This is a genomic window from Acinetobacter sp. GXMZU3951 (assembly GCF_054457875.1).
In genome coordinates, this window is the sequence record NZ_JBTLFO010000010.1 from 88603 (window position 1) to 107671 (window position 19069).

Annotated in this window: 18 protein-coding genes; 10 read left to right on the top strand and 8 right to left on the bottom strand. The window is 42.0% G+C overall.

Annotated features, from left to right (window positions below; translation table 11 throughout):
• Positions 1-82: 82 nt before the first annotated feature.
• A complete protein-coding gene (locus tag ACX17N_RS14425; protein WP_458893262.1) occupies positions 83-1192 on the bottom strand; it encodes an NADH:flavin oxidoreductase/NADH oxidase in 1110 nt (369 codons plus the stop codon).
• Between the two features lie 192 nt (positions 1193-1384).
• Between ACX17N_RS14425 and mutM the strand changes: the two genes are divergently transcribed.
• Together mutM and ACX17N_RS14435 are read left to right on the top strand one after the other, a co-directional pair.
• On the top strand, positions 1385-2230 hold the full coding sequence (mutM, locus tag ACX17N_RS14430) for a bifunctional DNA-formamidopyrimidine glycosylase/DNA-(apurinic or apyrimidinic site) lyase (protein WP_458893263.1): 846 nt from the start codon (positions 1385-1387) through the stop codon (positions 2228-2230).
• Positions 2227-2511 (top strand): peptidylprolyl isomerase, encoded by a 285-nt coding sequence (locus ACX17N_RS14435; protein WP_458893264.1) that lies wholly within the window; start codon positions 2227-2229, stop codon positions 2509-2511. Before mutM ends, ACX17N_RS14435 begins: the two co-directional genes overlap by 4 nt.
• A 52-nt stretch (positions 2512-2563) precedes the next feature.
• Here the strand turns inward: ACX17N_RS14435 and ACX17N_RS14440 are convergent, their stop codons facing one another.
• The 3 genes from ACX17N_RS14440 to typA all read right to left on the bottom strand — a co-directional run bounded on the left by ACX17N_RS14440 (position 2564) and on the right by typA (position 5467).
• On the bottom strand, positions 2564-2896 hold the full coding sequence (locus ACX17N_RS14440; protein ID WP_458893265.1) for a gamma-glutamylcyclotransferase family protein: 333 nt from the start codon (positions 2894-2896) through the stop codon (positions 2564-2566).
• Between the two features lie 128 nt (positions 2897-3024).
• Entirely contained in the window at positions 3025-3459 is a 435-nt protein-coding gene (gene mscL / locus ACX17N_RS14445; protein ID WP_458893266.1) for a large conductance mechanosensitive channel protein MscL, read from the bottom strand.
• Positions 3460-3637: 178 nt separating this feature from the next.
• Positions 3638-5467 carry a translational GTPase TypA gene (typA, locus tag ACX17N_RS14450; RefSeq protein WP_458893267.1) on the bottom strand — a complete coding sequence of 610 codons (1830 nt, stop codon included), beginning with the start codon at positions 5465-5467 and terminating at the stop codon, positions 3638-3640.
• Between the two features lie 170 nt (positions 5468-5637).
• Here typA and ACX17N_RS14455 point away from each other — a divergent pair, with 170 nt between their 5' ends.
• The 3 genes from ACX17N_RS14455 (at position 5638) to ACX17N_RS14465 (ending at position 9574) form a co-directional block, all read left to right on the top strand.
• A complete protein-coding gene (locus tag ACX17N_RS14455; protein WP_458893268.1) occupies positions 5638-7008 on the top strand; it encodes a uracil-xanthine permease family protein in 1371 nt (456 codons plus the stop codon).
• A gap of 67 nt (positions 7009-7075) precedes the next feature.
• Positions 7076-8101: a methyltransferase gene (locus ACX17N_RS14460; protein ID WP_458893269.1), complete on the top strand. Its 1026-nt coding sequence runs from the start codon at positions 7076-7078 to the stop codon at positions 8099-8101.
• A 9-nt stretch (positions 8102-8110) separates the two neighbouring features.
• Positions 8111-9574: an amino acid permease gene (locus ACX17N_RS14465; protein ID WP_458893270.1), complete on the top strand. Its 1464-nt coding sequence runs from the start codon at positions 8111-8113 to the stop codon at positions 9572-9574.
• A gap of 351 nt (positions 9575-9925) precedes the next feature.
• Here ACX17N_RS14465 and ACX17N_RS14470 read toward each other — a convergent pair whose 3' ends face one another.
• The gene (locus ACX17N_RS14470) at positions 9926-10621 is read right to left on the bottom strand and encodes a YggS family pyridoxal phosphate-dependent enzyme (protein ID WP_458893271.1); all 696 of its coding nucleotides are present in this window, start codon (positions 10619-10621) and stop codon (positions 9926-9928) included.
• A 123-nt stretch (positions 10622-10744) separates the two neighbouring features.
• Between ACX17N_RS14470 and ACX17N_RS14475 the strand changes: the two genes are divergently transcribed.
• Both ACX17N_RS14475 and ACX17N_RS14480 read left to right on the top strand, forming a co-directional pair.
• Positions 10745-11782 carry a type IV pilus twitching motility protein PilT gene (locus ACX17N_RS14475; RefSeq protein ID WP_100242154.1) on the top strand — a complete coding sequence of 346 codons (1038 nt, stop codon included), beginning with the start codon at positions 10745-10747 and terminating at the stop codon, positions 11780-11782.
• 30 nt (positions 11783-11812) lie between these two features.
• Positions 11813-12931 (top strand): PilT/PilU family type 4a pilus ATPase, encoded by a 1119-nt coding sequence (locus tag ACX17N_RS14480; RefSeq protein WP_458893272.1) that lies wholly within the window; start codon positions 11813-11815, stop codon positions 12929-12931.
• A gap of 146 nt (positions 12932-13077) precedes the next feature.
• Here ACX17N_RS14480 and omp38 read toward each other — a convergent pair whose 3' ends face one another.
• Complete coding sequence (gene omp38 / locus ACX17N_RS14485; protein ID WP_458893273.1) at positions 13078-14094, bottom strand: outer membrane protein Omp38; 1017 nt, start codon at positions 14092-14094, stop codon at positions 13078-13080.
• Positions 14095-14470: 376 nt separating this feature from the next.
• On the opposite strand from omp38, the gene ACX17N_RS14490 reads away from it, so the two are divergent.
• The 3 genes from ACX17N_RS14490 (at position 14471) to ACX17N_RS14500 (ending at position 16841) form a co-directional block, all read left to right on the top strand.
• Positions 14471-14992, top strand: a complete 522-nt coding sequence (locus tag ACX17N_RS14490) for a GspH/FimT family pseudopilin (RefSeq protein ID WP_458893274.1) — start codon at positions 14471-14473, stop codon at positions 14990-14992.
• A gap of 101 nt (positions 14993-15093) precedes the next feature.
• Positions 15094-16269: a thiolase family protein gene (locus ACX17N_RS14495; RefSeq protein WP_458893275.1), complete on the top strand. Its 1176-nt coding sequence runs from the start codon at positions 15094-15096 to the stop codon at positions 16267-16269.
• Positions 16270-16394: 125 nt separating this feature from the next.
• Complete coding sequence (locus tag ACX17N_RS14500) at positions 16395-16841, top strand: VOC family protein (RefSeq protein ID WP_458893276.1); 447 nt, start codon at positions 16395-16397, stop codon at positions 16839-16841.
• An 80-nt stretch (positions 16842-16921) separates the two neighbouring features.
• Here the strand turns inward: ACX17N_RS14500 and ACX17N_RS14505 are convergent, their stop codons facing one another.
• Positions 16922-17407 carry a DUF934 domain-containing protein gene (locus ACX17N_RS14505; RefSeq protein ID WP_458893277.1) on the bottom strand — a complete coding sequence of 162 codons (486 nt, stop codon included), beginning with the start codon at positions 17405-17407 and terminating at the stop codon, positions 16922-16924.
• The gene (locus ACX17N_RS14510) at positions 17400-19043 is read right to left on the bottom strand and encodes a nitrite/sulfite reductase (protein ID WP_458893278.1); all 1644 of its coding nucleotides are present in this window, start codon (positions 19041-19043) and stop codon (positions 17400-17402) included. The genes ACX17N_RS14505 and ACX17N_RS14510 overlap by 8 nt, the downstream gene beginning before the upstream one ends.
• Between the last annotated feature and the right edge of the window lie 26 nt (positions 19044-19069).

Below are 19069 nucleotides of genomic sequence, written 5' to 3' on the forward strand. Positions count from 1 at the left end.
CATGGTTGCTGCCTAAAAATCACGTCCTCATTCCTTTCTATATGGATCTACATGCGATTGGTCGGTTTTATGCTAAGCCCGCTTAATTCGCAAAAGGTTTAAACAATTGCTTCAGTTGATGAGGCTGACAACGCAAATATTGCGGTGCAATTTCCAATGTTTCACCCAGTTCTGCCGCAGCATGCCAAGGCCAACGCGGGTCATACAGCATGGCTCGTGCCAATCCAATCGCATCGGCCTGTTCATGTTGCAAGACCTGCTCAGCCTGCTGTGCCTCGGTAATCAAACCGACTGCAATCACGGGAATATCTACCGCCTGCTTAACGGCTTGGGCAAAAGGAACTTGATAATTTGCACCAATTTGTATGGCTTGCTCGACGTGCAGTCCACCACTGGAAACGTGAATATACACGGCTCCTAATTGTTCTAGGCGTTTAGACAGTTCAACCGTTTCTGCCAGCGTCCAACCGCCATCAAACCAGTCTTGAGCAGAAAGTCGCACACCAATTGGATAACCCTGTGGAACGCTATCCAGCATGGCTTGTAAGGTTTCTAGCGTCATACGGATACGATTTTCAAATTCTCCGCCATATTCGTCCTGACGCTGATTCGCCAATGGCGACAGGAATTGATGCAACAAATATCCATGTGCTGCATGCAACTCAATTAAATCAAATCCTGCTGCAACCGCTCGTTTGGCGGCATTCGCAAAGTCCTGTTGAACCTGTTTTAACTCTGAAATGGATAAGGCATGTGGAGCAATATCTTGCGGATTAAATGCAACGTCACTGGCCGAAACAGTTTGCCAGCCATGCACGTGTGCTGGCGGAATTTGACCACGACCTAACCAAGGCTTGTCCGTCGATGCTTTACGCCCCGCATGAGCCAACTGAATAGCAAAAGGCATAGGCGACAGACTACGCACTTTCTGCAACAGTTGCTGCATGTGATCGCGTTGCTGATCGTTCCAGAGACCCAAATCCGCAAAGCTAATGCGCCCTTCTGCCTGCACCGCAGTGGCCTCGACAATACACAGCCCAGCACCCGACAAGGCATAGTTTGCCCATTGCTGTTCGTGCCAATAACTTAATTCACCCTGCTCGTTAGCCGAATATTGGCACATCGGGGCAATCACAATGCGATTTTTTAGGGCTAAAGAACCAAACTCAATCGGCTGAAATAAACGGGACATCTGCTGCTTCATCCATAAAATTTCCGTGACTTCTCACGTTATACAGATTAAAGCCCAGCTGCAAATATTCTTTTTATATATTCTTGGCGAACTGCTGTCATTCGACAGCACAGTTGGCTTTAAAACACTTGCAATCCTTGCTAATCAGCCCGATATTAGCCTAGTTGTCTTTGATCTGTTGTTTTAAAGCCCATGCCCGAATTACCTGAAGTCGAAACCACCAAAACCAGCCTACAGCCTTTAATTGGGCAAACTGTCCAAGCCGTTACCGTGCATGAGTCTCGCTTACGTTGGCCTATTCCTGCCGACATTCAACGCCTGCAAGGGCAAAAGCTGCTGAAATTAACCCGACGCTCAAAATATATTCTGGCAGAATTTGAACAAGATCGAATGTTGTGGCATTTAGGCATGTCGGGAAGTTTCCGGCTCTGTGAAGCAACAGAAGATCAACGCAAGCATGATCATTTGATTATTCAATTTGATGATATGCAATTACGCTATCATGACCCGCGTCGCTTCGGCTGCATCTTGTGGTGGGATACTGAAACTGAAGCAAAACTGCTTGCCCCTTTAGGACCTGAACCCTTAAGTGATGCGTTTAATGCTGAATATTTAATGCAAAAACTGAAAAACAAACAGGTCGGCATAAAAGTTGCAGTAATGGATAATCATGTTGTGGTTGGTGTGGGCAATATTTATGCGACCGAGAGCCTGTTCAATTTAGGGATCCATCCTGCACAACAGGCCTCTAGCTTAACCACAAGGCAAATTCAGCAATTGGTGGTTGAAATTAAGCGGATTTTACAACAAGCCATTCAACTGGGGGGTTCAACCCTACGGGATTATAGTAATGCCATGGGGGAAAATGGTTATTTCCAGCAGACCTTGCTGGCCTATGGACGCGCAGGCGAAATGTGTGTGAACTGTGAAACCACATTGGAAAATTTGAAACTGGGACAACGTGCCAGTGTCTTCTGCCCTCAATGCCAACCCTTGAAACCGATAACTACAGCGATCAAGCGAGGTAAGATCAAATGAAAACAGCCATTGTTCGACATATTCTGGTCAAAGATAAAGACTTAGCCGACCAGTTAAAAAAGAAAATTTTAGATGGTGCAGATTTTGCCAAAATTGCAAAACAATATTCAACCTGTAACTCGGCTAAACGCGGTGGAGAATTGGGCGAAGTCAAAAAAGGACAGTTAGTGCCTGTGATTGATAAATTGGTATTTAGTGCTGCTGAACATGTATTGCATGGCCCAATTAAAAGTCAGTTCGGTTTTCATTTGGTAGAGATTAAATTCCGTATGGCATTTTAAGATGCTAACCAGAAGTGCCTGATTGATGATTAGGCACTTCTCAAAGCATCGATTATGCCGCTTTCATCTGGTAAATCCAGGCCGCAGTCTGCTCACCCGACTCAAGTTCAACCTGTACAGGGACACGCTGGTATTGCATGCCTTCAAAATCATCCAAATCTGCCCAGTGTTCAGTCAGCTTCTCAGTACTAAAGAAATAACCTTCCACTTTAGGTGCATTTTGATCAAGAACAATCGCAGGCAAACCTTGATCGGGTCCCCAATCCAAAATATGTACCACGCCATTCACATAGCCTTTTTGCCATGTTCCTTCACCAATTCGCTCTAGGATATGGGCATTTTCATGATTCGGGCGTAAAGTCCCATAGACAAATAATCGATTCATCTAACATTCATCGCTCAACTGAAACTGCGCGCATCTTAATGGGAAAATTGCACAAAAAAAAGCCCTTTCAATCAATTCTCGGGCATAAAAAAACGGCAACTGACATGCCGTTTTATCTTTTTTTTAAATTAAGATTTATTTTTCAACTGATCACGAATTTCACGTAACAATTGAATATCTTCAGGCGTTGGGGCTGGTTCAGCCGCAGCCGCTTCTTGTTTACGGCGCATACGATTCAACATTTTCACCATTAAAAACACCACCCACGCCAGAATAATGAAATTAATCGCAACCGTTAAAAAATTACCATAAGTCAGTACATTCACACCAGCTTTGGTCAATTCATCCAAAGATTGTAAATTGTTCGGATTATCCCCTAAGACAATGAATTTCTGCGTGAAATCGACCCCGCCACCTGTAATGACCGTGATTAAAGGCATAATAATATCTTTGACCAATGAATCGACAATTTTACCGAATGCCCCACCAATAATGACCCCCACAGCGAGGTCAATCATGTTGCCTTTAACTGCAAATTCGCGAAACTCTTGTACAATACTCATTTAAATCTCCAGTTCTTCTTTGACTTGCATTTATGTGACGAAGTATACATTATGTATATGTATTTCCTTCTAATTTACTTGGTTTTTTTGCTTTTTCGAATGTTTTTTAGAATAACTTATACAAAAAAAAGCCGCTAAATAAATTTAGCGACTTTTATCATCCAAAGATAAGAATAACTTACTTGTTACGCTTACGTTCGTTTTCAGTCAACCAGCGCTTACGGATACGGATTGATTTAGGTGTTACTTCAACTAATTCATCATCTTCAATGAATTCAAGCGCTTGTTCAAGCGTGTATTCAACCGCAGGAACAAGAGTCAACGCATCATCAGTACCAGAAGCACGTACGTTTGTTAACTGTTTCGCTTTAGTTGGGTTAACCACCATATCGTCTGAACGAGAGTTAATCCCTACGATCATACCTTCGTAAACTTCTAACTGTGGTTTAGCGAATAGACGACCACGGTCTTGTAAGCTGAACAGTGCATAGCCAAGGCAAGTACCTTGAACCATAGAAATCAATACACCGTTTTGACGCTTCGCAACAGTACCTTGTTTCATTGGACCGTAGTGAGAGAAGCTTGAAGTCATGATCCCTGTACCAGAAGTCATGGTCAAGAATTCAGAACGGAAACCAATTAAGCCACGTGAAGGTACAGTTGCTTCAATACGGATACGGCCTTTACCGTCAACTTCCATATTGGTCATTTCACCTTTACGGCTACCCATTTGTTCCATTACAGCGCCTTGGTGCTGTTCTTCAACGTCAAATGTTACGTTTTCGTATGGTTCTTGCTTTTCACCGTCAACTTCTTTCAAGATTACTTGTGGACGAGATACGCCCATTTCGAAACCTTCACGACGCATGTTTTCAATTAAAACTGAAAGGTGAAGTTCACCACGACCAGATACTTTAAAACGGTCTGGACTGTCAGTGTCTTCTACACGTAATGCTACGTTGTGAATTAATTCACGGTCTAAACGCTCACGGATGTTACGTGAAGTAACGAATTTACCTTCTTTACCTGCAAACGGTGAGTTGTTTACTTGGAAAGTCATTGTCACGGTAGGTTCATCTACAGACAATGGCGGTAAAGCTTCAACATTTTTCGGATCACAAATCGTGTCAGAAATATGAAGTTCATCAATACCTGTAATACATACGATATCGCCTGCTTGAGCAGATTCAACATCAATACGCTCTAGACCATGGTAACCCATGATTTTTAAGATACGGCCGTTACGTGTCTTACCGTCTTTATCAATCACAGTTACAGGTGTATTTAATTTTACTGAACCACGTTGAATACGACCAACACCGATAACACCAACGAAGCTGTTATAGTCAAGTGAAGAGATCTGCATTTGGAATGGACCATCAACATCAACTGCTGGTGGTTCAACAATATCAACGATTGTTTGGAACAATGGCGTCATGTCTTCAGCCAATTCTTCTGGAGAAGGACCAGCAACACCACGTAGACCAGATGCATAAACAACTGGGAAGTCTAGCTGTTCGTCAGTACCACCTAAGTTGTCAAACAAGTCAAATACTTGGTCAATAACCCAGTCTGGACGCGCGCTTGGCTTGTCTACTTTGTTGATAATCACGATTGGTTTCAAACCACGCGCGAACGCTTTTTGCGTTACGAAACGAGTTTGTGGCATTGGACCTTCTTGAGAGTCTACAAGAAGCAATACACAGTCAACCATCGACATTACACGTTCAACTTCACCACCGAAGTCGGCGTGTCCCGGGGTGTCGACGATGTTAATACGGTATTCTGTATTGGTACGTTCATCTAACCATTTGATTGCAGTGTTTTTTGCAAGAATGGTAATACCACGTTCACTTTCAATAGCTCCCGAATCCATGACACGCTCAATCTCACCTGCGCGATCACCAAGAGCACCTGATTGTTGAAGTAATTTATCGACAAGTGTGGTTTTACCGTGGTCGACGTGGGCAATAATTGCAATATTGCGGAGATTTTTGATATCTGACATAGAATTCGATAAGCCTAAAACTTGAGGGCAAATTATACAGAAAAATTATAGATTTTAGTAGTGACAGTTTATTGACAAGCTCATTTTTTTTCACAAGCAGTCGGCATTTTGTTTTGTAAAGCTGTGTATCTCGATTAGAATAGCGCCATCTTGCTAACGCCTTTTGACATATGTCTGATCAAAATCTCTCTCCCAATCAACCAGATCAGCTTGATTTGGTTTATGGTTTGAATGACCGCCCGCAACCCTTTATTGCTTTCCTTGCTGCCTTTCAACACCTACTCGCAATCATTGTCCCAATTGTTACACCCGGCTTACTGATCTGTTTAGCTTTAGGGGTGTCCAAACAAGACACCAACATGATTTTATCCATGTCTTTGGTGATTTCAGGGATTGCGACCTTCTTACAATGTAAAAAAGTTGGACCTTTTGGTGCAGGCTTACTCATTGTGCAAGGCACCAGTTTTAACTTTATTGGACCTATCATCGGGATTGGCTCTGCCATGGTGGCTGCGGGTACTCCTGTAGAGTCTGTTATGGCGGCCATTTTTGGCGTGGTGATTGCAGGTTCATTTATTGAAATGGGCGTTTCAAGGATTTTACCTTGGATCAAAATGTTAATTACCCCATTGGTAACAGGCATTGTGGTGCTGTTGATTGGTCTAACTTTGATTAAAGAAGGCTTAATTAGCATGGGTGGTGGCTATCAAGCCATGTCAAACAATACCTTTGCCAACACAGACAACTTAATTATGTCATGTACGGTATTGGGTTTAATTATCTTGCTCAACCGTATTCGTATTACTTGGGTAAAAAGCTCAGCGATCTTAATTGCCTTGGTCGTGGGCTATATTCTTGCTGGCTTTATGGGACATCTGGATTTTTCCGGTTTAAAAGATGCGCCATTAGTGCAAGTTCCAACACCGATGCACTTTGGCCTGAGCTTCTCTTGGAGCCTGTTTATTCCAATGGCCTTCATCTATTTAGTGACGTCTTTGGAAGCTATTGGTGATATTACCGCGACTTCAAAACTTTCCAACCAGCCTGTGGATGGTGCCACTTGGATGGAACGTATTAAAGGCGGGGTCTTGGTGAATGGGGCAAACTCATTTCTTGCTGGTATTTTCAATACCTTCCCTAGCTCGGTGTTTGCACAAAACAATGGGGTAATTCAGCTGACTGGTGTTGCAAGCCGTTATGTCGGAATCTGGATTGCTGCAATGTTAGTGATTTTAGGTTTATTACCCGCTGTTGCAGGTGTAATTCAAGCGGTTCCGCAAGCGGTATTAGGTGGTGCTGTAATGGTGATGTTCGGTGCGGTTGCGGCATCTGGCATTAATATTCTGTCTGGGGTTCACCTTGACCGTCGTGCCCTACTCATTATTGCCATTTCACTGGCACTCGGACTGGGTGTTGCACAAGTACCGCAAATTTTGGAACATCTACCAGAATTGTTCCGTAACATTTTTAGTTCGGGTGTTGCGACCGGTGGTATTGCCGCACTGATTTTAAATATTGTGCTTCCTGAAACGAAGAAATAAATTTTCATTTCTGTATGCACCTTGCCCAGCATTGTCTGGGCATCGTTTTTACTATGGAGTAAATAAGATGGATCCACGAAGTGAAGTTGTTCTTCGTCAGCACGCGTTTCTTTCCGGCTCAATTCTGTTGGTCAATGCGCCTTGTGATGCATTAAGTTCAGAACTCGTAGGGACGGTTAATCCCCATTTTTGGACATGGAATTTTAACGAATTACAATATTTTGAGGCTCAACAAAGCTCTGTACATTTTGGCACAGATTTGCCAGAGGTCAGCTTTGAACAAGCCATTGTTTTTGTTCCAAAATCAAAAGAACTACTTAACTATGTGCTACACCAACTGGTCAGTCGTATGGCGGTGGGTTCTTCTATCTTTTTAGTTGGTGAAAAAAAAGGGGGCGTGGAACGTGCTGCCAAGCAGCTACAACCTTTTGGTAAAAGCCTCAAATTAGATAGCGCCCGACATTGTCAAATGTGGCAACTGGTCACCGAAAAGACCGTAACCGCAAAACCTTTAGCTGACTGGGCACAACACTACACCGTGCAAACTCCGAAAGGTGAGTTACAAATTAGCGCGTTACCAGGTGTGTTTAGCCAGAACCGCTTAGATGTCGGTACAGCCGTTTTACTCCCATATCTATCGGAAGTCACGTCGGGAAAAATTGCAGACTTTGGTTGTGGTGCAGGCGTTATCAGTGCCTATTTAGCCAAGTTAAATCCGAAAAATCGCATTTTTGCTTTAGATGTTGATGCCTTTGCACTTGCGTCTACAAAAATGACTTTTGAAAAAAATAATCTTTTACCAGAACAACTTGAGATTAAAGCAGTACGCGGCATTGAAGATGCACCACTGTTTTTACACGCAATCGTCAGCAATCCCCCATTCCATCAAGGCATTCATACAGATTACAATGCCAGCGAAAATTTATGCAAAACCTCTCGCCGTCATCTGAAATCAGATGGCGAATTGTGGATTGTTGCCAATCGCTTTTTAAATTATCCATTACTTATTGAGCAAAGTTTTGGTCAATGTACAACCAAAGCCGATCAACAAGGCTTTAAAGTGCTGTTTGCAAGCACGCAAAAGAAATCTTAAGGAATAACGATGAGCGAAACGACTCAACCAGCTCAACTCAAGCGTAAGCTTGGAGCTCGTCATCTGAATATGATCGCCATTGGTGGTTCTATTGGTACAGGTTTATTCCTTGCCTCAGGTGCGACCATTGCAAATGCAGGTCCTGGCGGTGCATTGCTCGCCTATTGCTTAATTGGCGTGATGATCTACTTTCTTATGACCAGCCTAGGCGAACTTGCAACCCATAACCCAACTTCAGGTGCTTTTTTTACTTATGGCACTAAATATGTTGAAGGCGGTTTTGGTTTTGCCCTTGGTTGGAACTATTGGTACAACTGGGCAATTACGGTTGCATTTGAATTGGTTGCCGTCCAATTCATCATGAAATTCTGGTTTCCAGATATCCCCGGCTTTTACTGGAGTGCACTGTTCCTAGCTGTTGTCTTTGGGATCAATGCGCTGACAGTGAAAGGCTTTGGTGAAAGCGAGTTCTTCTTCTCATTGGTCAAAGTCCTTGCGATTATTGTGTTCATCATTATTGGTATCTTCACAATTGCCAAAATCATGATGACTTCAGGTGCCTCAACATTTGCAAACTGGACCAAGGGTGAAGCGCCTTTTGTTGGTGGCCTATCCGCACTCATTGGTGTAGCCATGATTGCGGGCTTCTCATTTCAAGGCACAGAAATGGTCGGGGTTGCCGCAGGAGAATCTAAAGATCCTCAAAAAACCATTCCGATTGCCATTAAACAAATTTTCTGGCGTATCTTGTTATTTTATATCGTGTGTATTTTCATCATCGGCACTCTAATTTCATACGATGACCCAATGCTTTTACAAGCGGCTTCGTCTGAAAATATTGCTTTATCCCCTTTCACCTTACTCTACGAAAAAGCGGGTTTTGCCTTCGCTGCGAGTGCAATGAATGCCGTGATTTTGACTGCAATTCTTTCAGCAGGCAACTCAGGTATGTATACCTCAACCCGTATGCTGTTTAACATGGCACAGAACGGTAGCGCGCCTAAGCTGTTTGGTAAACTTGATCCGCGTGGCGTACCAATGAATGCACTTTATGCAACAACAGTAATTGCTGCACTGTGCTTCTTAACCACTTTTATTGGTGAAGAACAAGTATTCAACTGGTTACTCAACATGTCAGGGATGTGTGGTTTTATCGTTTGGCTGGGAATTGCTGTTTCACACTATCGCTTCCGTAAAGGATATATTGCTCAAGGACATAAAATTGAAGATTTAGCTTATCGTGCAAAATTCTTCCCCTTTGCACCATGGTTCGCCTTTATCCTGTGCTCAATTGTTGTCCTCGGTCAGAATTACCAAGCGGTACTTGCGGGTGAGTGGTTATCCGTTCTATCAACGTATATCGGTATTTTCTTATTCTTGGTGATTTGGCTTGGTTATAAATGGAAATACAAAACCAAGTTGATTTCCTACCAAGACATGGATGTTAACCCAATGAATCTAGACCGCGAATAATTTCCCTATTAAAAAACAGCCTTCGGGCTGTTTTTTATGGGTGAATTTAAAGTTAAGCTAAAAAATAAATTCCCAACCGACAACCTGTTATGGCTCGTTTAGTACTCCTGTATTTAGCCAAGCGTATTAAAATGGCCGATCAAATCACTAAAAAGCCCCGACATCCTGTCGAGGCTTTTTTAGATCTTGCGAAGGTATAACTCCTGTCGTACCGTTTGCATCCATTCTTCACTGTTATTGTTATTCTAATGAAACATCCTGTTCCTGATGAGTTCATCATATGCATATTCACCTCTCCAACCTAGAGGTAAAAAGACCTAAATCGTGTCAGCCAAAAGCTACAAATTACATCTAGGATTTAGTTTGAGCATAATCTCGTGCTCCAAAGAGTGCTGTACCTATCCGTACTATGGTTGAGCCTGCGGCAATTGCAGCATTAAGATCCCCTGACATACCCATGCTTAAGGTATCCCAATCTTCTGGATGAGCATGGCATTCTTTGACTTGATTAAACAGCTTTCTTGCCGCCATGAACGCGTCGTTATTATTCAGTGCAGGAATCACCATAATTCCACGAAGTTTTAAATGTGGAAGTTGGCTGATTTCACGAACCAACTCAGCAACCTGATCTGGCTGACACCCATCTTTTGTATCTTGAGCATCAATATTTACCTGTAGGCAAATATTTAAAGCCCGCTGTGTCGCTGAACGTTGACTGGATAAACGCTCAGCAATAATCAAGCGATCAACCCCATGCACCCAAGCAAATTTTTCTGCCAAATGTTTGGTCTTATTCCGTTGCACATGCCCGATAAAATGCCACTCAATCTCTAAATCTTTTAAAGCCTCCATCTTATCCAAGGCTTCTTGCAAATAGTTTTCACCAAATGCATGCTGCCCCGCGGCATACATTTCGCGCAATGCTTCGCTTGGATGAGTTTTAGAAACCGCAAGTAACTCTACTGTTGCAGCATCTCGTTTCGCACTTTCACAGGCTGCCTTAATGTTCTCTAAAACTTGATTTCGCGACTCTTTCAAACTATTCATTGACGATATTCTCATTTCATTCATCTTTTTTTACGTTCAAGCCACTCTAACTGTTGGTTACGCGGCAGGAAAGCCTTATTATTCTATCAAAATAATTAAGATTTATATGATCTCGGGGAACTTATGGACATTACAGAATTATTGGCATTTTCTGCAAAAAACGGGGCTTCAGACTTACACTTATCTGCGGGCATGCCACCAATGATTCGCGTCGACGGTGAAGTTCGTCGTATTAATTTACCAGCACTGGAACACAAAGAAGTACACAAATTGGTGTACGACATCATGAATGACAAACAACGTCGTGATTATGAAGAACAGCTTGAAACTGACTTTTCCTTTGAAGTCCCAGGTGTGGCGCGTTTCCGTGTCAATGCCTTTAACCAGAACCGCGGTGCAGGTGCCGTATTCCGTACCATTCCATCCAAAGTATTAACCATGGATGACTTGGGTCTTGGCAATATCTTTAAAGAAATTTGTGACTACCCTCGTGGCATTGTTTTGGTAACAGGTCCTACAGGTTCAGGTAAATCAACCACACTCGCAGCCATGCTCGACTATATTAACGATCGTCGCTACGATCATATTTTAACAGTCGAAGACCCAATCGAATTTGTACACCAATCCAAAAAATGCCTCATCAACCAGCGAGAAGTACATCGTGATACGCATGGCTTTAATGAAGCATTACGCTCGGCCTTACGTGAAGACCCTGATATTATCTTGGTCGGTGAGATGCGTGACCTTGAAACCATCCGCTTGGCTTTAACTGCTGCAGAAACAGGTCACTTGGTTTTCGGTACATTACATACCACATCTGCTGCAAAAACCATTGACCGTGTAATTGACGTCTTTCCTGCCGAAGAAAAAGACATGGTTCGTGCCATGTTATCCGAATCGCTACAAGCGGTGATTTCACAAACTTTATTAAAGAAAAACGGTGGCGGTCGTGTTGCCGCACATGAAATCATGATTGGTATTCCTGCTATTCGTAACTTAATTCGTGAAAACAAAGTTGCTCAAATGTACTCTGCCATCCAAACAGGTGCAAACTATGGTATGACCACACTTGATCAAAGCTTAAAGACCCTTGTTTCGAAAGGTGTAATTAGTCCGCAAACAGCTCGTACTGTCGCAAAACAACCAGAATCATTCTTATAAGAATACTGAAACGGAATTAGGAAAACGGTTATGGATTTTAATGACTTATTAAATTTAATGATTCAACAGAAAGCCTCAGATCTTTTTGTCACGGCTGAAGTTGAACCATCGATGAAGATCAATGGACAAATTGTGCCTGTAGCAAAAACCAAGTTAACAGGTGAAATTGTTGGGCAACTTCTCAACTCGATCATGAGCGAAAAGCAAAGAAAAGAGTTCGCAGACACCCGCGAATGCAACTTTGCAATCATGAACCGAGAAAAAACAGCACGATTCCGTGTCAGTGCATTTCAACAACGTGATCAGCCTGGCATGGTGCTACGTCGTATTGAAACCAAAATCCCAACCATGGATGAGCTCAAACTTCCTGCTGTACTAAAAGATTTAGCCATGACCAAGCGTGGAATTATTATCTTCGTTGGTGCAACAGGTACTGGTAAATCGACTTCTCTGGCATCTATTATTGGCTATCGCAACCAGAACTCTCAAGGTCATATCATTACCATTGAAGACCCAATTGAATTTATTCATGAACATGCTGGTTGTATTATTACCCAACGCGAAGTGGGTATCGATACCGATTCTTTTGAAGTTGCTTTAAAGAATACTTTACGTCAAGCCCCCGATGTCATTTTAATTGGTGAGATTCGTTCGCGTGAAACCATGGATTACGCGATAGCCTTTGCAGAAACAGGTCATTTAGTTTTTGCAACGCTCCATGCCAACAACGCAAACCAAGCGATTGACCGGATTATTCACTTCTTCGAAGCTGATCGTCACGGCCAGTTATTTATGGACCTATCTTTAAACCTAAAAGCCATGGTGGCGCAGCAACTGATTCCAACCATTGATGGAAATTCACGTCGTGCCGCAATTGAAATTCTCATTAACTCCCCTTTAATTTCTGATCTCATTCGTAAGGGTGATATCCATGAAATTAAGGATCTAATGAAACGTTCCCGTGAGCTTGGCATGCAAACCTTTGACCAAGCGCTATATGATTTATACAAAGCTAAGCAAATTACCTATAAAGATGCATTAAAACATGCCGATTCACCAAACGACTTGCGTCTACAAATCAAACTTTCTGAAGAAGGTGCAGATCGTTTAATGAATGCCAGCTCGCATATCACTTTTGATGGTCAATAAGCATGCTGAGCAAATCAAGATAAAAAAAGCGAGCATTTAGCTCGCTTTTTTTTATCAATCTACATAAAAACAATTGATACTAAAGAAAATACCTCATAAAAAAAGCAGCCTTAAGGCTGCTTTTTTAAATCAAATTCAATAATGAATTATTGAGCTTGACCAGGTTGTACTGTAACAGTACGGCTACCAGTGATTGTCGCGAATACACGACGGTTCATAGCACGACCTTCTTTAGTTTTGTTGTCAGCAATCGGTTGATCCCAAGCGAAACCTTGAGTTGACAAACGAGATGCGTCAACGTTGTATTCATTTACAAGTGCAGTCTTAACAGAGTTAGCACGAGCTAAAGATAAACGTTCGTTCAATGCACGTGGACCAGTGTTATCTGTGTGACCTTCGATGCGAGCAGTAGCGTTTGGATATTCAACTAACTTCTCAGCAACTTTAGCAATTTCTGGCTTGTATTGATCTTTGATGTTTGACTTGTTCGTATCAAAGAACACACGAAGTTCCATGTTAAGATCTTCAGTCAATTGCTCAGGAACTGGCTCAACTGGAGCAACTGGCTCAACTTCTACTACAGGCGCAGCAGGTTTTAAGTGACCACCAAGAACAACGTTAAGACCAGCTAAAGCTGTGTAGTTCCAGAACTTTTCATCAAAATCATAAGTACCACGAGCTTCAGTACGAAGAGATAAAGCATCATTTAAGCGCCAGAAAGCACCTAAACCAGCATTACCAATCGTATCTTCTTTATCTTCGTAGATACCATCGAAATCAGTTTTAGTTTGACCAGCACCTAAAAGTACGTACGGCTTGATTTTGCTGTCGTAGTTTTTAGTGAACAAATCAGAAGTTGCATAGAAATTACCAGCAACTGTACGTTGCTTGTATTCAGCACCAGCTACAGGAGTACCATCAAGGTCACCTTTTACTTGGTTATATTCAGCTTCAAAACCTAACCATGGAGTCAATTCAACACCAAGTGCTGCACCAACGAACATATCGTCTTGTAATTCAGCATGGCTAGTTAGTTTGTCATTATTATGCTCAGAATCCTGCCAAGTATAACCAAGCATTAAAGGAGTAATGGTTACACCTGCATTAGCAGCAGCTAATGGTGCAGCAACGAGCATCGCTAAAGCAATACGACTCATTTTCATGGATTTATCCTCCAGAGATAAACAATTGTTGTTCAAGCTAAGCCTAAAATTTTTGCTATCCTGAGATAGGCTTTTTTAAATACCCCAGTTTTATTTTTAAGCTACTCACCTTGAATAATACAAACACTGAGTTCGTTTGTCCAAGTGTTTGATAATTTTAATCAAGTAAATTATTGACAAAATTACTTACAATTTCAGTTGTAGTTCAGTAAATTTATAATCTCTTTCTTTTTAAGAATAGCTTATTGTCACTTGCGCTTCACTATAGCATTTTCATGTTGTTAGAGAAACACTTTTTTCATTATAAAATGAATAAAAAACAATGCATTAATATTCATTATTAAACTAAAAAATACAGATACTTAGGTTGTTTTATATGCACCTCTATAAAAATTTGGCTTTTACGTTAGTAGAACTTGCCATTACATTATTAGTATTGTCAATACTCTTTACGTTAGCTGTGCCTTATTACCATGAGATAAGAGCACAACAAGAACGTCGTGCAATCTATCGACAAATTATCAACAATGTCCAAATTGCTAAACAGCATGCGCTCATCCATCACACAAATGTCGTGATATGTTCCACAGAAGACAATAGAACCTGTAAAAACTCAATGTGGCAACATGGTTTTATCGTATTTCTAGATTCCAATAAAAACCGACAAATAGACAGCCAAGAGATGCTGATTAACAGTGAAAATACCCATTTACATTACGGCAGTTTAAATTGGCGTGGCACCTTAAATTTTTCTAGCTTGAATTTTCTCTCCGAGCACGGACTTCCTATCGGATCGAATGGTAGTTTTTATTATTGTTCATCTCAAACCCATGATCATATGAAAATTATTCTTAATAAAATGGGACATGTCCGCAGTGAAAATCTTGCAAATTGTTGAGAACCGCCCAGTCTACAGCAAATACAACATCTGATTTATTGTTTTCAATATACTGCTATAGATTGAACAAAAACTGATTATATTCATTCGGAGTTATATCAATGACGGATATCGTGATTGTAAATGGTGCACGCACCGCTATGGGCGGATTTCAAGGCAGTCTTTCAGGATTAACCGCCCCTGAACTCGGTGCAGCTTCAATTAAAGAGGCCATCGCACGTGCAGGTCTACAACCAAGCGATGTAGAAGAAGTCATTATGGGCTGTGTTTTACCTGCGGGTTTAAAACAAGGTCCAGCACGTCAAGCCATGCGTAAAGCAGGACTACCTGATTCAACAGGTGCAGTTACCATCAACAAATTATGTGGTTCAGGCATGAAAGCCGTGATGCAAGCTGCCGACATGATTAAAGCAGGTTCGGCTGAAATTGTAGTTGCAGGCGGTATGGAATCTATGACCAATGCACCATACATTCTCACCAAAGCACGTGCGGGTTACCGTATGGGGCATGGCGATGTAAAAGATCATATGTTCCTTGATGGTTTAGAAGATGCTGAAACAGGCCGCTTAATGGGTTCTTTTGCGCAAGATATGGCCAACACGCGCGGCTATACTCGTGATCAAATGGATGAATTCGCAATTCGTTCTTTACAACGTGCACAAACGGCAGTTCAAGAAGGCTATTTTGCTGATGAAATCGTTCCTGTGACGGTCTCTACACGTAAGGGCGATGTCGTTATTGATAAAGACGAACAGCCGTTCAATGCCAATATCGATAAAATTCCGACTTTACGCCCTGCATTTGCCAAAGATGGCACGATTACCGCAGCCAATGCCAGCTCCATTTCTGATGGTGCCTCAGCTTTAGTATTAACTTCTGCCGATAATGCAGCCGCTAAAGGTTTACAGCCATTGGCTAAAATCATGGCATATGCATCTAACTCGCAACACCCTTCTGAGTTCACCATTGCGCCAGTTGGTGCGATTGAGAAAGTTTTGAAAAAGACCGGTTGGGATGCACAAGAAGTTGACCTTTGGGAAATCAATGAAGCCTTTGCTATGGTCACCATGTGCCCAATGGATGACTTTAAACTTGATCCGGCTAAAGTGAACATCAATGGTGGCGCATGTGCACTTGGACACCCTGTAGGTTCAACAGGTTCTCGTATTATCCTGACCCTGATTCATGCCTTAAAACGTACTGGTGGCAAAAAAGGTATTGCCGCACTCTGTATCGGTGGCGGTGAAGCAACTGCTGTTGCAATCGAACTGCTCTAAGTTATAAAAGATGGTGTTAAAAAAATCTCCCAAACGGGAGATTTTTTTATGCTTACATTTTTTTTCATTATTGGTTGAATAGCCTGCTAAATTAAAATACTCAAAAATAAAAATGGAACAATAAAATGCATCTAAATCATTATCTCAATTTCCAAGGTCAAGCCGAAGCCGCTTTTAATTTTTACAAATCTGTCTTTGGTGGTGAGTTTTCCATGCTGAGTCGTTATGGAGATATGCCACCCAGTGAAGGCGTGACCTTATCAGAAGCAGATAAAAACTTGATCCTGCATGTTTCATTACCGATCAATGATTTTACCGTGCTCATGGCATCCGATACGTCAGAGCGGCTTTGTGCGCCGAATGCGGTATTTATTCAAGGAACTAATCACTATATTTCGATTAATCTTGAACAAAATGAACAAGAAGAAGCTCAACGCTTATTTGACGCACTCTCAGTCAATGGTCAGATTGAAATGCCTTTAGAGAAAACCTTTTGGGGCGCCTTGTATGGTGCTTTTACCGATCAATTTGGCGTGAAATGGATGGTGAACTGTCAACTTGTAGAGATATAGCGCTATACACCCTCATAAGTTGATGAATTTACTAATAAAAAAAGCCAGATTAAATCTGGCTTTTCCCACTGAAAAGCTGATTAAGCTCCAGTTTGATAACTTGCTTGAGCAACTGCAGTCGAGGCTTGATAAGGATTGGTAAAGTCAGCTAAACCAGCTGCCGCTTCCTGAACATCTTTACCTTCTTTAATTACAAAAGTATCGAAACCAGAACGCTTCATATAGTTTAAGACATCCTTAAACACATCACCTGTCGCTCGCAATTCACCTTGGAAACCCTGACGACGTAACAATGCTGCAAATGAATAGCCACGACCATCGTTAAAACCTGCGAAATCGATAAAGATCGCATCTAACTGATCTAGCGGAAATTCATTGACTTCAGGAGAAGCATCTACCGTAATGAGTAAGGCTTTTTTACCTGTAATGTTAGCCAGTTGATCCAATTGATCAACAGTCAGCACCACATCACCTTGTGGTAATACAGCATCTTCACCAATCAACTGGTAGCTATTGTCTGCAATTGTGCCATCTTTAGAGAGCACTTGTAGTGCGGTATTAAGCATAAGCACGCTCCTTAAATGGTTGAATGCCAACACGGCGATAAGTTTCAATGAACTCTTCACCCTCTTGACGCAAATCAAGATAAGTATTCAGAATTTCTTCAATGATGTCCGGCACAGCTTCAGCCGCAAATGATGGCCCTAAGATGTCACCAATGGAAGCATCATGGTCTGCATTCCCGCCCAAAGTAATTTGGTAGAATTCTGCACCTTTTTTATCCACACCTAAAATACCGATATTGCCGACATGGTGATGACCACAAGCATTCATACAGCCTGAAATGTTCAAATCAATATGACCAAGATTGTAAACCGTATCTAGATCATCAAAACGACGTGAAATCGCTTCCGAAATTGGAATTGATTTCGCATTGGCCAATGAACAGAAATCACCGCCTGGGCAGCAGATAATATCGGTAATAAAGCCAATGTGCGCACGCGCCAAGTCATGCTGTTCAAGGGTTTGCCATAATTCGAACAGGTCTTTCTGTGGGACATCCACCAAAGAAATGTTTTGTTCATGGGTGGTGCGTAATTCACCGAAAGTATATTTGTCTGCAAGATCTGCAATCAAATTCATTTCCGCAGTGGTCACATCACCCGGTGCAATACCTGCGCGTTTCAATGAAATGGTTACAACACGGTAACCCGCCACTTTATGTGCATTGGTATTGATGTTAAACCATTGTTTGAACTTAGGATATTCTGCAAATAATGCCGAGAAGTCCTCATCTGCCAATTGTTGGTAAGCAAATGGCGTAAATTCTTCATCGAGTTTCGCTAAAGTTTCAGCATCCACTTTCAGTGTTTTAATCGTGTGAGCAAATTCTGCTTCCACTTTTTCTGCAAACACGGCTGGTGTGAGTGCTTTCACTAAAATTTTGATACGTGCTTTATATTTATTGTCACGGCGACCATGTAGGTTATAGACACGAAGTACCGCTTCAAGATAAGCAATCAAATCTTCACGGGGTAACCATTCTTTGATGATTGAACCAATAATTGGGGTACGACCTAAACCACCACCCACTTTGATTTTATAGCCGATTTCACCTGCTGCATTTTTCACGATATACACACCGATATCGTGGAAAGAGGTTGCAGCACGATCTACTTCTTCTAAAGCTGACACGGCAATTTTGAATTTACGTGGCAAGAAAGCGAATTCAGGATGGAAGGTTGACCACTGACGGATCAATTCACACGTTGGACGCGGGTCAGCAATTTCACCCGCAACTACGCCTGCATATTGGTCGGTGGTGGTGTTACGGATACAGTTACCTGATGTTTGAATCGCGTGCATCTGTACTGTTGCCAATTCGGCAAGCATATCAGGCACGTTTTCAAGCGCTGGCCAGTTAAACTGAATGTTTTGACGTGTTGACACATGGGCATAGCCACGGTCATATTCTTTCGCCAATTCCGCAACCTTGCGTAACTGGGTTGAACTCATCAAACCATAAGGAACGGCAATACGTAACATTGGCGCATAGCGTTGTACGTATAAACCATTTTGAAGACGTAGCGGGCGGTATTCATCTTCAGTGAGTTTACCTGCTAAATAACGTTCCGTTTGATCACGGAACTGTGCAACACGTTCATTGATCAGTTGCTGATCAAAATCAGTATATAAATACATGGCGTACAGCTAGTAGTTTAATTATA

Bases quoted from the DNA above. Each gene is read 5' to 3' on its own strand.
- ACX17N_RS14425 (WP_458893262.1), bottom strand. From the start codon at position 1,192: ATGTCCCGTTTATTTCAGCCGATTGAGTTTGGTTCTTTAGCCCTAAAA.
- mutM (WP_458893263.1), top strand. From the start codon at position 1,385: ATGCCCGAATTACCTGAAGTCGAAACCACCAAAACCAGCCTACAGCCT.
- ACX17N_RS14435 (WP_458893264.1), top strand. From the start codon at position 2,227: ATGAAAACAGCCATTGTTCGACATATTCTGGTCAAAGATAAAGACTTA.
- ACX17N_RS14440 (WP_458893265.1), bottom strand. From the start codon at position 2,896: ATGAATCGATTATTTGTCTATGGGACTTTACGCCCGAATCATGAAAAT.
- mscL (WP_458893266.1), bottom strand. From the start codon at position 3,459: ATGAGTATTGTACAAGAGTTTCGCGAATTTGCAGTTAAAGGCAACATG.
- typA (WP_458893267.1), bottom strand. From the start codon at position 5,467: ATGTCAGATATCAAAAATCTCCGCAATATTGCAATTATTGCCCACGTC.
- ACX17N_RS14455 (WP_458893268.1), top strand. From the start codon at position 5,638: ATGTCTGATCAAAATCTCTCTCCCAATCAACCAGATCAGCTTGATTTG.
- ACX17N_RS14460 (WP_458893269.1), top strand. From the start codon at position 7,076: ATGGATCCACGAAGTGAAGTTGTTCTTCGTCAGCACGCGTTTCTTTCC.
- ACX17N_RS14465 (WP_458893270.1), top strand. From the start codon at position 8,111: ATGAGCGAAACGACTCAACCAGCTCAACTCAAGCGTAAGCTTGGAGCT.
- ACX17N_RS14470 (WP_458893271.1), bottom strand. From the start codon at position 10,621: ATGAATAGTTTGAAAGAGTCGCGAAATCAAGTTTTAGAGAACATTAAG.
- ACX17N_RS14475 (WP_100242154.1), top strand. From the start codon at position 10,745: ATGGACATTACAGAATTATTGGCATTTTCTGCAAAAAACGGGGCTTCA.
- ACX17N_RS14480 (WP_458893272.1), top strand. From the start codon at position 11,813: ATGGATTTTAATGACTTATTAAATTTAATGATTCAACAGAAAGCCTCA.
- omp38 (WP_458893273.1), bottom strand. From the start codon at position 14,094: ATGAAAATGAGTCGTATTGCTTTAGCGATGCTCGTTGCTGCACCATTA.
- ACX17N_RS14490 (WP_458893274.1), top strand. From the start codon at position 14,471: ATGCACCTCTATAAAAATTTGGCTTTTACGTTAGTAGAACTTGCCATT.
- ACX17N_RS14495 (WP_458893275.1), top strand. From the start codon at position 15,094: ATGACGGATATCGTGATTGTAAATGGTGCACGCACCGCTATGGGCGGA.
- ACX17N_RS14500 (WP_458893276.1), top strand. From the start codon at position 16,395: ATGCATCTAAATCATTATCTCAATTTCCAAGGTCAAGCCGAAGCCGCT.
- ACX17N_RS14505 (WP_458893277.1), bottom strand. From the start codon at position 17,407: ATGCTTAATACCGCACTACAAGTGCTCTCTAAAGATGGCACAATTGCA.
- ACX17N_RS14510 (WP_458893278.1), bottom strand. From the start codon at position 19,043: ATGTATTTATATACTGATTTTGATCAGCAACTGATCAATGAACGTGTT.